Genomic DNA, 14,237 nt, shown 5'->3' on the forward strand with positions numbered 1-14,237 from the left:
GTCAAACCTTCATTTCCGGTATGAACACACGCGTATTCTGAGTATTCATGACCTGGGAATTTTTGGCGGCTTCGTCGCCAAATACTTTCTGAGAGTTGATTCTATCAGATGGATCTATCTTCTGACAATCTACTTTTACATAAATCCCCTTTTCATTCATAACATGAGCTTTGTCTGTATCAGCTAGTTCCACATCAAGAATATGGCGCAGCTTGCCGCGAAGTCTGTCATTCTCAACAGGGAAAAGAATCTCCACACGCCTTTCAAGGTTACGAGGCATCCAGTCAGCACTGCTGCAGTAGTACTCAGGACTTCCACCATTTTCAAAATAGAATATCCTGCTATGTTCAAGGTAGTTTCCAACTATAGATCTGACCGTAATATTATCGCTGACACCCGGGATTCCTGTCCTAAGGCAACATATTCCCCTTACAATAAGGTCAATTTTAACTCCAACTGAACTTGCCCTGTAGAGTTCTGCAATAACCTCTTTGTGACAGATAGAATTCATCTTGGCAACAATCCTTGCAGGTTCACCATTTATGGCATGCTGTTCTTCTCTTTTAATAAGATCAAGCACCCTGTCCTTGAGCCATAGTGGAGCCAGTGATAGCTTGTTCCATCCAAGTGGTTCTGAATAACCTGACAGCATATTGAATACAGCAGTAGCATCTTCGCCAAAGGCAGGAGCACAAGTAAAAAGACCTACATCTGTATACTGCTTGGCAGTGGAATCATTATAGTTACCGGTTGCAAGATGAACATACCTTTTGATACCATCTTCCTCTCTCCTGACTACCAGCGTGATCTTACAGTGTGTCTTAAGTCCGACTAGACCATATATTACATGACAGCCTGCTTTTTCAAGCATCTTGGCCCATACGATATTGTTTTCCTCATCAAACCTGGCCTTAAGCTCAACAAGAACTGTTACCTGCTTGCCATTGTCCGCTGCCTTGGCAAGGGCTGCAATGATGGGTGAATTACCACTTACTCTGTAAAGAGTCTGTTTAATAGCAAGTACATGCGGGTCAACCGCCGCATTTTCTACAAACTTAACGACATTCTCAAAAGTCTCATAGGGATGATGCATCAGAACATCTCCCCTTGAGATCACATCAAAGAGATTCTCGTCATTTCTAAACTCCGGAACAGGCGAAGGCCCTTTGTATCTGTGTTCCTTGAGATCATCAAAGCCTTCCAGTTTATACATTTTCATGAGGAAAGTAAGGTCAAGAGGTCCTTCAATATCATAGATTTCGTTATCTTCAACGCTAAGCTCGTCTGTAATAAGCTTAAGGAGCTTTTTGCTGATCCCGGTTGCAACCTCCAGCCTTATAGCCTGTCCCCACTGTCTTCTCTTGATCTGCTTCTCAATCTCTTTGAGAAGATCTTCAGCTTCGTCCTCATCTATGGACAAGTCGGCATTTCTACCCACCCTGTAAGGAGAACTTGTAATTACATCATAATTAAGAAACAGCTTATCTACATTCTTCTGTATTATGTCCTCTAGTAAGATAACCTTGCGAACAGCACCATCTTTGTCACTTCCGGGGATCTCAAGAATACGTGGCAGGACATCAGGTACCTGAACAGTAGCAAAGTCAACATCATCCTTGCCCTCTTTTTTCTTCAAAAGCGCAGCAATATTAAGCGTCTTATTTCTGATAAGAGGAAATGGTCTGGAAGAGTCAACTGCCATAGGAGTAAGAACAGGATATACGAATTCATCAAAATATCTGTCAACAAACTCACTGTCTTTAACCGTCAGATCATCTGCTCTGCAGATCATAAGCCCCTTTGCAAGAAGCGCCGGAATAAGCTCTTTATTATAGATTCTATACTGCTCGTCTACGAAATCATGAACTCTTGTAAGGACCTCAGTGAGCTGTTCCTTGGCCGTCATTCCTGCAATATCAAGCTTCTTGTAATCAGCATTGATCATGTCCTTGAGAGATGCAACTCTTACCATAAAGAACTCATCAAGGTTACTTGCAGAAATACTCAGAAACTTAAGCCTCTCAAAAAGAGGATTGTCCTTATCTTCAGCTTCCGACAAAACTCTCTCATTAAACTGAAGCCAGCTCAGTTCTCTGTTTATATAGTATTTAGGATTTTCAAAATCGTGTTCCTTATTTGTTTTCTTCTTAGCCATAGCCACCTCACATTTTCTTTTGTCTGATGACAGGTCTTATTCCAAAGACCTCTTCAAAAAATGCTGCTCTGTTATCAAATAAGCCCTTTTCAAGGGTAATATCCGCCTTGGTATCAACATTTATTATCATTTCATCGCCGGTAAGGCTCACCTTAACATCTTTAAACTTCTGCTTGTGCGTTCTGTCAAGACCATTGGCAATTCTCAGAAGAGCTGTCAGCTTGGCAACTCTCAGGTAATCCTCCTTGGATAGTCCCTCCAAATACGGGCTTTGACTGCCGAAATACTCAAAATCCTCATGGTTATACCTTACAACATTAGCTACGATCAGTCTCTCCAGATGAGAAAGACCAATTATCTCCGTAGACATTATGATGTTAAAAGAGCAGTCTCCCAAATATACAACGCTTATATACTTACCACAGTCATGAAGGATGGTAGCGATATTTAATAAAAGCCTGTCTCTCTGAGATAGTCCATGAAGCTCGCGTGTATTGTCAAAAATGTTAAGAGCAATCTTCTGAAGAGTCTCTCTTCTGGATTTGCTGCCCATAAATCTCTTGGAGATATTCTGAGCGCAGGCTACAATATCCTGTTCGAAATCATGTGGAGATCTGATGAAGTTCTTTTTCTCAGCATATTCATATGCTATACCGTCGCAGAGAGTAATTCCCGGAGCCCAGATATTTGAGGCATTTGTCGCATCCAAAATACACTTGATGATAACTCCTGATACATACAAAAGCGGCACATGGTCTTCCGGAATGTTAAGTTTCTTGGCAACAACAATATCGCTGACCTGATTTGCCTGCTCAAGAAATCCCATATACTCCTGCTTGGTGACAAATCCCGGAGTATCCGTATCTTTTTTGTACCTCTGGACTAGTGGTGATACATAGTCATCGATTATGATGATATTTTCTATTGAATTGTCCTTGAGATACAATTTGGAAAAAACAGACAGCTGGGAATTTACCAGCTCGGAAACAAGATCCATATATTTAAGTCTGGTGGCATGAACATACTCCATGGTCGTATGAAGCCTCAAAACTCCTGTGCGGAGATTCTGAGTTGCAACCAGGGTGTCCTTTTCAAAAAGCGAGATCTGAATACTGCCACCGCCTATATCTACTATAGCAGTAGGTTTTGAAATGATATCTTTGAATTTGGCATGTTTGAGCGCAATTGACTTGTAATCCAGAAAGCGCTGCTCTGAATTACTGAGAATATCGATATGTATCCCTGTCCTTCGTTCTATAAGATCGCGAACTACCTCAATATCCCTGGTCTCTCTGACCGCACTTGTGCCGTAGGCATGATAATGAGTCACCCCATAACTCTTCATGATCTTCCTGAAATCGCACAAAATCCTGATTATCTCATCTACATGCCTGTGAGATATCCGACCCGTTGCATAGGTTTCACTTCCAAGATCCATGCGGTGTCTAACGTGATCAAGCTCTCTTACGCCATTTTCCAAAGACAGTTCGAACACCTTAAGCGCCATTTCATAGGATCCTACATCAATTGCTGCAAAAACCTCTCCTGTCATAAATTACCCCTCATATATAAATCAATAATTTCCAAGGATTTTCATCATCCTGGCTTCTTCTCTAAGCCCCCTAAGCGCATTTCGCACAGAACTGTCCTCCAGATTTCCCTCAAAGTCAATGAAGAATCTGTACTCCCAGTCCTTATCCTCAATAGGCCTTGATTCTATCTTGGTCATGTTGAGATTGTTGTATATGAAATGCGACATAATATGGTAAAGAGATCCTGCCTCATGCGGAATTTCAAGGCAAAGACTAATCTTATGTGCTCCCTTTAAAAAGACTTTCTGATTAGCCACAATAATAAATCTGGTAGAATTAGAATCTGCCTGATTGATGCCTTCCTGAATAATATCAAGGCCATAAATCTCCGCTGCAGCGCGACTTGCAATTGCTGCCTGAGTGATGTCTTTATCCTCAGAAACCTTTCTTGCCGCAAAGGCATTGTTCTTCATACTGATCTGCTGAATATCACTGTGTTCATTCAGGAATCTGCTACTCTGCATAAGAGACTGTGGATGGGAAAAAACAGTCTTTATATCTGAGAGCTTAGCTCCCGGAATGCCCATAAGACAGTGCCTTATCTCAATTATCTGTTCACCTACTATATAATTCTCATACTCAGTGAGAAGGTCATACACCTCACTAACTACACCTGCAGTAGAATTCTCAATCGGAAGAACAGCATAATCTGCGCTTCCCTCTTCAAGTACACTCATTGCGTCCCTGAAGGTCTCTACATGAAAGCAGTTAACATTCTCACCAAAAAACTCCTTGGTGGCCATCTCTGAATAGGCTCCCTCAGCACCCTGATAGCACACTCTGGAACCTGCCTTGTCTATCGAATCTATCGAAATAAAAGGAAGCCTTCCGGATGCACCTGCACTTGCAAGCTTTTGATACTGAAGCTTTCTGCTCATGGACATAAGCTGTGAAAACAGTTCTTCAACTCCAACCTTGTTAAAATCAGAAGAAGCAAGCTCTCTCACTGCCTTGATCTTCTGTGCTTCTCTTTCTCTGTCAAAAACCTTTTTGCCTGTGGCAATCTTGTAATCTGCCACTTTGGAAGCTATGTCCATTCTCTTTTCAAATAATTCAACAATCTGTCTGTCCACATCATCTATTTCTACTCGAAGCTGTTGTAAGTCCATCGGTCCATCCTTTTCTAAATATATAGATTGCCAGCGAAGGCTATTTTTACTTAAAAATCCACAAATTAAGTTTAAGATAAAAACCGCTTGATAGCAATAACCGCTGCGCATATAATTATCTTGAGGACACAATATTTAGTAGCTTGTTTCTTATGCGAGGGGCATATTATGCGAGGACGAACTATTTTAGCATTTGTGATCGTTACACTAGTCATTGCAGCTGTAGTGACTTTTACTATCCTGGACAAGAGGGTTCCAAGAGATCCTTCCGACCACGGCAATTCTGCCGGCAATCTTCACAATGGCGGCCTGTTTTTTGAAATGGACGGAAAGGTTTATTTTTCTAATCCCTATGATTCTGACTGTCTCTATTCCATGAATCCTGATGAGACAAATCCCAAAAGACTTACCAGTATGCGCGTCAAATATATAAGTGGTGCTAATGGCTTTCTCTACTTCTATATGGATTCCACCAAAAAGTCCGGCTCTGTTGGCGGTCTCGGCACTGTTACCAATCAATACGGAATATACAGATGTAAAATTAATGGCACAGACCAGACATGTCTGCTTAGAGATTTCTGCGGAGAAATGCAGTTATGCGGAGAATATCTGTACTATGTCACCAAGTTAGAAGGAGGTGCCCTTCACAAGATCCGTGTAGATAAAAAGAATAAATCTCTTGTAGCTCCTGAACCGATTTCTCCTGTTTGCTATGACAGAGGGATAATCTATTATACAGGTGTTTCATCGGATCACTATATTCACGCAATGAATACCCAGGCCGGAGATGCTATAAGTGATGTGCTTCCGGGTCATCTCTTTTTCCCGGTCGTGCAAGGAAACTATCTCTATTACATGAACGGCGACTCCAATTACAGTCTCTGGCGTACCAATCTCATGAATGGGGAAACTGAGGTCATTACATCAGAGCGTCTTGACTTCTATACCCTAGATGACCAGCATGTTTACTACGCTTATGCAGGCGGCGAAAATTCAGCCCTCAAAATGTGCGATCTCGACGGATATGGCAAAACTGTTCTTTTTGAGGGAGTCACAAATAGTTTGAATGTAACATCACAATATCTGTATTTTAAGGTTTACGGACAGGATGAAGTGGTGTATCATATGCCATTGAATGGAACAAATCAGATTTCAGTTTTAACCTTTGACTAAAACTTTCGTTTTCATTCAAGGTGTTTTACAAACATTAATTTATATGAGGAGAAGGTATGAATAATTTGCGACACATGATGAACCCTCTTGACTTCTCGGTTGAAGAGTTAGAGGCATTATTCGATGTGGCTAATGACATCGAAAACAACATGTCAGCCTACTCGCATAAATGCGACGGCAAGATCTTAGCTACATGTTTTTATGAACCAAGTACCAGAACAAGACTCAGTTTTGAGACCGCAATGCTCCGTCTCGGCGGCAAGACTCTCGGTTTTGCAGATGCAGGATCATCTTCAGCAGCCAAGGGAGAAAGCGTAGCCGATACGATACGTGTTATTTCCTGTTTTGCAGATATCTGCGCGATGCGTCATCCAAAAGAAGGTGCTCCAATGGTAGCAGCTTCCAATTCTCTCATTCCTGTTATCAATGCAGGTGATGGCGGACATCAGCATCCCACTCAAACACTTACAGATTTACTCACCATCAGATCTTTATATGGCAAGCTTGGTGATTTTACTATCGGCCTTTGTGGCGATCTTAAATTCGGACGTACTGTCCACTCTCTTATTAATGCTCTTACCAGATACACCGGTATTCATTTTATTTTTATTTCCCCCAAGGAGCTTAAGGTTCCTGACTATATAACTGAAATGCTTGATTCCAAGGGTCTTACCTATGAGGAAGTCATCAAACTTGAAGACGTTATGCCTCGTCTTGATTTCCTGTACATGACACGAGTTCAGAAGGAGCGTTTCTTCAACGAAGAAGACTACATCCGTTTGAAGAACTTCTATATACTCGATAAAGCCAAGATGGAGCTTGCAAAAGAAAAAATGTTCATTCTTCATCCTCTTCCAAGGGTTAACGAAATATCAGTTGAGATTGACAGCGATCCAAGAGCCGCGTATTTCAAGCAGGTTCAGTATGGTCTCTATGTGAGAATGGCACTTATCCTGACACTTCTCGACATGACTGATGCACATATGAATGAAGGGCTTTTGAGAACGTTCTGATCTTAGTTGATCAATTATTATTCGGGAGGATACCAGATGTTAAACATAGGAAAAATTGAAGAAGGCTTCGTTCTGGATCATATCCAGGCCGGCAAGAGCATGCAGATATACAAGCATCTTGGCCTTGATAAGCTTGATTCCACAGTTGCCATAATCAAAAATGCCAAGAGTAAGGCAATGGGCAAAAAAGATATTCTCAAGATTGAATGTGATATAGATTCTCTTGATCTTGATATTCTTGCTTATATAGACCATAACATCACTGTGAACGTAATTAAGGATGGAGTGATCATAGAAAAAAGATCTCTCGTACTTCCCAAACAGATCACAGGTGTTATAAAGTGTCACAACCCTCGTTGCATTTCCTCAATCGAGCAGGAACTTCCGCAGATATTCTACCTTGCAGATGAAAACAAGGAAATTTATCGTTGCAAATACTGCGATGAAAAATACAGTGATGGAGATGCGGCAGCCAAAGGTTAAATACAAGTATGTTCGGATATTAAGCGTCAAAAAAAACACATGACATCTTGTAAACAAGATGTCATGTGTTTTTATTTGACTCGCTTAATATCCGAACTCTTGTGCCCAGTACCAACTTCCGTCACCAGTCTGGCAGATTGCGATTCCAACTGTCTTGTAACCACCATCCATGATGTTGGCTGCGTGTGTTGGTGAATTCATCCAGGCTGTGTAAACACTGTCAGCTGACTGATACAACTTGGCAAGATTCTCACCGTACTGAACATTACTATCTACAGTCCAGAAATCTGTACCATTTGGTCTGGTATGTGAGAATACTGAAGTGATCTCATTAGCACGAACCTGAGCTGCATTTGTAAGTGCATCGCTCCAGACAAGTGCTGAAAGACCTCTTGCTACTCTATCCTGATTCATAATATTAAATACTGCAGTACATGCGTCCAAAGCAGCCTGACTTGATGCAGCAGATCCTGCAAGAGCAATGGCCTCATCATCGATCCATATCTCGCCTGCGCCCTCATCCAAGCCTCTGACAGCAGCCTGATCGTCAATGGATGAATCTGCAGTAGCACCACAAGCTATGAAAGTGAACGCTAATACAAGTGCCATTGAAACGGCAAATACTTTCTTAAACTTTTTCATATTATAATCTCCTACTTGATCAATCCAGGGCAAAAGATAATAACCCAGTTAACCTTTTCTTATAATAATGGTATCGTATCAAAATGCTCAAATCAATAATCAGGACGCAGATTTTATACCATTTTAAGAATATTGTTGCACTTTCAAACGACACTTTTTGAAATTAATATTCAAATATGATTAGTCGTATGATTGAATTGCCATTTTTAGGAAAATACATTTAATCCAGTATCGCTACTTTTCCCATGCAGCGGTCTTGTAGGTGTGTACAACAAACCTCTTCCCGCTCCCTGACTGGCCGCTACAGGTCGATAGTGTCAAAAGACAAGGCCTGCCTGACAGATCAGCATCTGCAGGTCTGGGATATGCAGAATGCTGCTGGATATAATCAAGAAACTCATCGTAAGAGTCTGACGTTTCAACGACTTTATAGGCTTCACTTCCCACAGTAGTAATATAATAGCCAAATACACGGTATTGGAATACGTAATCCTTTGTATATACATAAACATAAGGATTATCTTCCAGAAGATGCTCATTACCATTTGCATAGAGCTTTTTAAGACTTCCAAACATCGAGCCGTTTCTCATGTTATGTCCAAATACAATATCATGCATTCCCCTAAATTCACTGTCGCTCAGGACATCTTCAAAAAGACAGCCGGCTTTATTTACTTTTCCATCAAAAGTCAGATGTATGTATTCGTCCACCTCATTCTCTTTTACCACCGGATAACTGATATCCAGGCATGGGAAGTACAACCATGCTACAACATCGGGATTGATTTCTTCCAGCTTTTTAAAATCAATCTGAAGAAGCGGATACTCAACAATTTGTGATTCATCCTCACCTTTGGGCCAGCTTACTGCCATGGACTCAAGTTCTTCGTATTCTTCATCCGCAACATCATACTCTTTCTGATCGTCATAAATCCTGACTGCCTCATAGATGATAATGCCTATGCATAGGATAATAGCGATTATACGCAGTATTTTTAGCACTGTCTTATTCATATTTGTCCCCTCAGAGTAAAATAAATATCATACAAAACTTACATGTACGTTTTACAAATTAATATTATCACTTATAAACACATGCTGTATACTTAACACATATATTATATTTTTCTAAAAAACTCCTCTTAGGATACAGGTTCAGGTAACATGAATACCCTTACTAATTATGCAGACAACTACACAAATATTATTTTTCACATAGACGTTAATTCTGCCTTTCTGTCCTGGTCTGCAGTAAAAAAGCTTAAGGACGAGCCTGGGAGCATAGATTTAAGGACAGTTCCATCCGCAGTTGGAGGAGATGTAAAGAGTCGTCACGGTATTATTACAGCCAAGTCAATACCTGCCAAAAAATACGGAATTGTTACCGGTGAGCCTGTTGTTAAGGCTCTTCAGAAGTGCCCTGAACTCATTCTTGTTCCGGGTGATTTTAATACCTATAGGGAATATTCCAGGGCCTTTATAGAGATAATCAGCAAGTACTCTCCAATTGTTCAGCAGGTTTCAATTGATGAGGCTTATATTGACATGTCCGGCACCAGAAAACTCTTTGCTGATTCAGAATCTGCAGAGTATCCTTATCCCTTAAATATAGCGCGCCTTATCAGAGATGAAGTCAGAAACACTCTGGGGTTTACAGTAAACGTAGGCATTTCCAGCAACAAACTCCTTGCCAAGATGGCCAGCGATTTCCAGAAACCTGACAAAACTCACACTCTTTTCCCTGAAGAGATAGAGACCAAAATGTGGCCACTACCTATAGGTGATCTCTATGGTTGCGGCAAGTCAACTGCTTCAAGGCTTTATTCTGTCGGAATAAGGACAATTGGTGATGCAGCAAATGCTGATCCCTTGTTTCTCATCTCAATTCTTGGAGAAAACGGAGGCTCATATATTTACACAAGCGCAAACGGAATAGGAAGTACCGATGTCAGTGGGCATTATGAAGATGCCAAGAGCTATTCAAATGAAACCACTCTTTCCTCTGATCTTACAGCAGATTCCTATGATAAAGAGATTGTACCTGTGCTAAAGCATTTGTCAGCCAGCGTTTCAAGGAGACTTAAAAGAGATCATGTCTATGGGCAGACAGTCACAGTAAGTGTTAAAACAGGTAACTTCAAGCGTCACTCTTGTCAGATGCAAGTTACTGACCTTATAGATGATGAACTCAAAATATATGAGTACGCCAAGATTCTGTCAGATAAACTACTTCTGGGGGATAATGGTCTTTTTACAAAAGGTGAAGTTGTACGACTTGTTGGAGTTGGCGTCTCCAAAATCGATGACGGCTCCTACAGGCAGATGAGCCTTTTTGATATGATGCCTGCATCCGGCAAGCCCCGGGATACTTATACCGAGAGCTCTGATGGCAAGACGAACACAGATAACGATAATTTCTCTGAAAGCAAATTTGAAAGGCAGAAAAAGCTTGATAAAATGTCTGAAGCAATAGATTCCCGCTACGGAAAAGGGACAATATTTAAAGGGAGCAGCCTCAAATAAAGGCAACTCCCTTTTTTCATTTATATCTTTTCAGAAGCTGTTTCTTTTAAAGATTCCAGGTTTTTCTGAACCTTTTTTATCACGTCAATAAGCGTATTCTCCTCATCAAAAAGATAAACATATCCGTGAAGAGACTGAGCTTTCTGCCTCAAAACCTTACAATGGCTCCAAACAAAAATAGCTGATTTTCCCTTACCGTTTCTTGCTTCCTGAATAAGGTTAACTCCGGCACTGTTTCCATCAAAAGCAACAACCATTGACGGACGTCTTTCAAAGATTTCATAGTTAAAACTCTTATAAATGCCCATTCCTTCCGCTTCAGTTGAAACTCTTATTATCACGCCGGCTTTTTGTAACTTCTCTATCTCTTTTTCATTCATAAGAGCAGGAACAACTGCATATATCCTGAAATTCCTGGTATTATGATCTATCAGATATTTCTCATAGCCTCCAAGCTTATGGCCTATTACAAAGCATACTTCTTCAGGATTTAAATATTCAAGGAAACTGTCGAGCTGCCTGATTGCGGCATCCGTCATTCTGGTTGCTCTGTTTTCCGTGTTAAAGCTTCCACCCATGAGAATAATCGGGAAACGATCCCAGGTAATCTCTGAGATCTGTTCTTTTAATTCTGTATTGGCATCTAGTCTTAGATCACTCTTTTTACCGGTAGATGAAATCTTGACCTTCTGCATCTTTTCAAGGAGAACGCTTTCCATATCTCTCCCCTTAAGGAGCCTTGCAAAAGCAGCCTTTTTATCAGAATAAGCCTGTCTGCTCTTTTCTATGATTGAGCTCTCTGTCTCCTTCATAAGGCGCAGCTCTTCCTCAGACAAATTAAGGAGCTTTTCAAGTGATAGCTGCTCATCAAGGGATGTGGTTCCGTAAAGTGCAGCGCCATCTGTTCCCTCAACGCATTTAATTCCGTGCCTTAAGTATTCCTTCAAAGGATGCTTATCGAGAGAATTCAGGTTATTAAGCCTGACGTTACTTGTTATCTGGAACTCCAGGACCACATTGTTTTCTTTTAACTGTCTTAGTACTTCTCTTCCCTTCTGGGACTTAAGAGAATACGTGTAGAGGCCGTGTCCTAGCCTCATCCTGGGCATAGTCTGACCTTTTGCAAGTGAGTCTTTGACGCATTTGATCGAATGGGCTATGTTGTCTCTAAGACTGTCATTTTCTCCGGCATGAACACGTATCACAAAGGAAGGGTCCCTGGCTGCTATCTTGGCAAGTTCCTTGAAAACAGGCTTAAGTACAATGATGTCATTTATCTCTTCACCTACAAAGTCGCAGCCCGCAACGTATGGGTCCAGTGATGTGGCCTTTAATACCTCAAGATTCTGCTCAAGATAGTTTTCCGGTGTTACCGCGTCCTTGATTATGGTAAGGGGAATTCTTCTCATTGCCGCAAGGAATCTGATCATAACGCCGGTTTCCATGTATATCTTGGGCATCACTTCATGAACCTGCCTTAACATCTCAATGGACTCATATTTTTTAACAAGCGTTGTATCACTTATTTCTGCGTATTCAACGCCCTGTTTCTTGTAATTTCTTGCAATCCACAGAAGCTTATCCTGAAAAATAGTATTGTTTGCATAGTCAGGATTTTCTTTATCCTTGAGCATCTGTACAAGAGCTTTGTGAACATCTTTATCCGGTATCTGGGATACATTGTGCAGCGGTATTTTTTCTTCACTCTCTTTTCCCTTGGCAAAGACATAGCGGTACAGATAGACTTTCTCCAGGTTTGTAAAAACAGCCTGACCATCTCTTATGATTCCCAGAGAGCCGCGGATCTTGACTATATTAAGTTCCGCATTATCAAGGTTATTGAGTATCAGGTCAGCAAAATTTATGAAGGTATTATCATTGATCTTTCTATCGAGATACTTACCCTTTAATTCTGATGTAACAAACTGTCTGGCAACCTTTTCCCTCTGGGCATTGACCTTCTCCCACTGGGCATTTGTAAGTTCCAGTTCCAGTTTCTTGACGTAATAAAGAGGATATCTGATCTGATGATATATTCCCAGTGCAATCAGAACATCGGCAGGGAGATTGCCATTCATATGAGTGTGAAGGTCTGCCCTGAACTTGAGCTCTTTCGGAATATAGGTCCTAAAAAGCGTCTTGGACAGATCAAGCTGATAGTCCTTGGTCTGACTCATAAGGGTCTTGGCAATAGCAGGGACAAGAGCCTTAGTCTTGACTCTTCCATCAGGATATATGGTTGCGACCTCAATATCGCCCAGTTTAAAAAGATATATCTCTTCGCAATCGGCATTTATATAACAGGGAACCTCTCCCTTTATCACAAACTTGCCGTTTTCATCCTGAGAAAGCGGAAGGTTGCAGGTTCTTGCAAGATTACTGATAAGATTGCCCGAATGATGATTGGGCGTTGCAAGTACGTAAAAGAGCTTATCCAGGTCTTTGTACAGATTTACAACTATATCTTTTTCATTATCCAAAAAGAAAAAAGTAAAGTAGGTCATGTACTGTCTATCCTCTCACTGAAAATTCAATGATCCTAATTTAGCTTGTAAGCTTTTGCATATCCTCGGGCATCCTGGCATTTATCACTATTTTTTCTCCGGTTATAGGCTGCATAAATTCTATATATCCTGCGTGAAGCGCAGCCCTTGTCATTCCATGATCATCAGGGATTTCTTTTCCATAGAAATTATCACCCAGAAGTGGATGACCAATGTATGCCATATGTACACGAATCTGATGGGTTCTGCCTGTATCAAGCCTTAATCTGACAAGAGCATAGTCATCATACTGATGAACAACTTCATAATGAGTTACAGCTCTTTTCCCCTCAGGGTGAACTTCTCTGATCATACGCTCATCAGGTCTGCGTCTGATAGGAGCATCTATAGTGTCATGAGTCTTGTCAAAGACTCCGCTGCAAAGAGCAAGATATTCCTTGCGCCTTGACATATTATCCGGTTCATCACCGAGGCTGTCCTGTGCATTTTCTTTATCGTCATTTGTCTTTATCTGCTGAGCCATAAGAGCTGCAGCATGACGGTTTTTGGCAAATATAACAAGCCCTGAAGTCTCACGATCAAGTCTTCCCACAGTTCTGATCACATGCCTCTGACCGCTTCTGATAAAATATCCCAAGAGATAGTTGCTAAGAGAATCCTTGTAATGAGCATATGAGGGATGTACAACCATCTCGCCTGGCTTATTAACAATAATAAGATCTTCGTCTTCATAAGCAATATCAAGGGGCCCATCAGCAGGTACTATATCACCTGCATTGTCATTATCCTCATAGACTCTGACTATCAGCTCATCACCCGGAAAAAGAGAATCTATCAGCCTGACGGGTACAATCCTATTGATCTCATCAGGTCTTCTGCACATTACACCGTCTTCAAACTTCTTGCACCTGGAAATCTCACGACTTGAAAGTTTCATGATATCGCGCATGATCTCGCCGGCAGTTACGGTATCGTCCGGAGAATTGGTAATATATGTATATCTTAGTTCTCTGTAGCTATTTTCCATGAAAATGTCTTTCTAA

11 protein-coding genes are annotated in these 14,237 nt (G+C 41.1%); 4 read left to right on the forward strand and 7 right to left on the reverse strand.

Annotation, left to right across the window (positions count from 1 at the left end; genetic code table 11):
* Position 1: 1 nt before the first annotated feature.
* The 3 genes from BPR_RS08775 to pheA are packed head-to-tail and all read right to left on the reverse strand — an operon-like array spanning position 2 to position 4,856.
* The gene (locus BPR_RS08775; RefSeq protein ID WP_013281119.1) at positions 2-2,155 is read right to left on the reverse strand and encodes an RNA degradosome polyphosphate kinase; all 2,154 of its coding nucleotides are present in this window, start codon (positions 2,153-2,155) and stop codon (positions 2-4) included.
* 7 nt (positions 2,156-2,162) lie between these two features.
* Positions 2,163-3,707, reverse strand: a complete 1,545-nt coding sequence (locus tag BPR_RS08780; protein WP_013281120.1) for a Ppx/GppA phosphatase family protein — start codon at positions 3,705-3,707, stop codon at positions 2,163-2,165.
* 21 nt (positions 3,708-3,728) lie between these two features.
* Positions 3,729-4,856, reverse strand: coding sequence for a prephenate dehydratase (pheA, locus tag BPR_RS08785; RefSeq protein ID WP_013281121.1), 1,128 nt, complete (start codon positions 4,854-4,856; stop codon positions 3,729-3,731).
* A 168-nt stretch (positions 4,857-5,024) separates the two neighbouring features.
* Between pheA and BPR_RS08790 the strand changes: the two genes are divergently transcribed.
* The 3 genes from BPR_RS08790 (at position 5,025) to BPR_RS08800 (ending at position 7,525) form a co-directional block, all read left to right on the forward strand.
* The gene (locus BPR_RS08790) at positions 5,025-6,029 is read left to right on the forward strand and encodes a DUF5050 domain-containing protein (protein ID WP_013281122.1); all 1,005 of its coding nucleotides are present in this window, start codon (positions 5,025-5,027) and stop codon (positions 6,027-6,029) included.
* A 65-nt stretch (positions 6,030-6,094) separates the two neighbouring features.
* Complete coding sequence (pyrB, locus tag BPR_RS08795; protein ID WP_034475255.1) at positions 6,095-7,042, forward strand: aspartate carbamoyltransferase; 948 nt, start codon at positions 6,095-6,097, stop codon at positions 7,040-7,042.
* Between the two features lie 36 nt (positions 7,043-7,078).
* The gene (locus tag BPR_RS08800) at positions 7,079-7,525 is read left to right on the forward strand and encodes an aspartate carbamoyltransferase regulatory subunit (RefSeq protein WP_013281124.1); all 447 of its coding nucleotides are present in this window, start codon (positions 7,079-7,081) and stop codon (positions 7,523-7,525) included.
* Positions 7,526-7,609: 84 nt separating this feature from the next.
* Here the strand turns inward: BPR_RS08800 and BPR_RS08805 are convergent, their stop codons facing one another.
* Together BPR_RS08805 and BPR_RS08810 are read right to left on the reverse strand one after the other, a co-directional pair.
* Entirely contained in the window at positions 7,610-8,167 is a 558-nt protein-coding gene (locus BPR_RS08805) for a CAP domain-containing protein (RefSeq protein WP_013281125.1), read from the reverse strand.
* A gap of 234 nt (positions 8,168-8,401) precedes the next feature.
* Complete coding sequence (locus BPR_RS08810) at positions 8,402-9,181, reverse strand: class B sortase (RefSeq protein ID WP_013281126.1); 780 nt, start codon at positions 9,179-9,181, stop codon at positions 8,402-8,404.
* Between the two features lie 150 nt (positions 9,182-9,331).
* Here BPR_RS08810 and BPR_RS08815 point away from each other — a divergent pair, with 150 nt between their 5' ends.
* A complete protein-coding gene (locus tag BPR_RS08815; RefSeq protein WP_013281127.1) occupies positions 9,332-10,690 on the forward strand; it encodes a DNA polymerase Y family protein in 1,359 nt (452 codons plus the stop codon).
* A 20-nt stretch (positions 10,691-10,710) separates the two neighbouring features.
* Here the strand turns inward: BPR_RS08815 and BPR_RS08820 are convergent, their stop codons facing one another.
* The gene (locus BPR_RS08820; RefSeq protein WP_013281128.1) at positions 10,711-13,194 is read right to left on the reverse strand and encodes an amidohydrolase family protein; all 2,484 of its coding nucleotides are present in this window, start codon (positions 13,192-13,194) and stop codon (positions 10,711-10,713) included.
* Between the two features lie 40 nt (positions 13,195-13,234).
* Positions 13,235-14,221 carry an RluA family pseudouridine synthase gene (locus tag BPR_RS08825; RefSeq protein ID WP_013281129.1) on the reverse strand — a complete coding sequence of 329 codons (987 nt, stop codon included), beginning with the start codon at positions 14,219-14,221 and terminating at the stop codon, positions 13,235-13,237.
* Between the last annotated feature and the right edge of the window lie 16 nt (positions 14,222-14,237).

The sequence above is a fragment of the Butyrivibrio proteoclasticus B316 genome, from assembly GCF_000145035.1.
GTDB lineage: Bacteria > Bacillota > Clostridia > Lachnospirales > Lachnospiraceae > Butyrivibrio > Butyrivibrio proteoclasticus.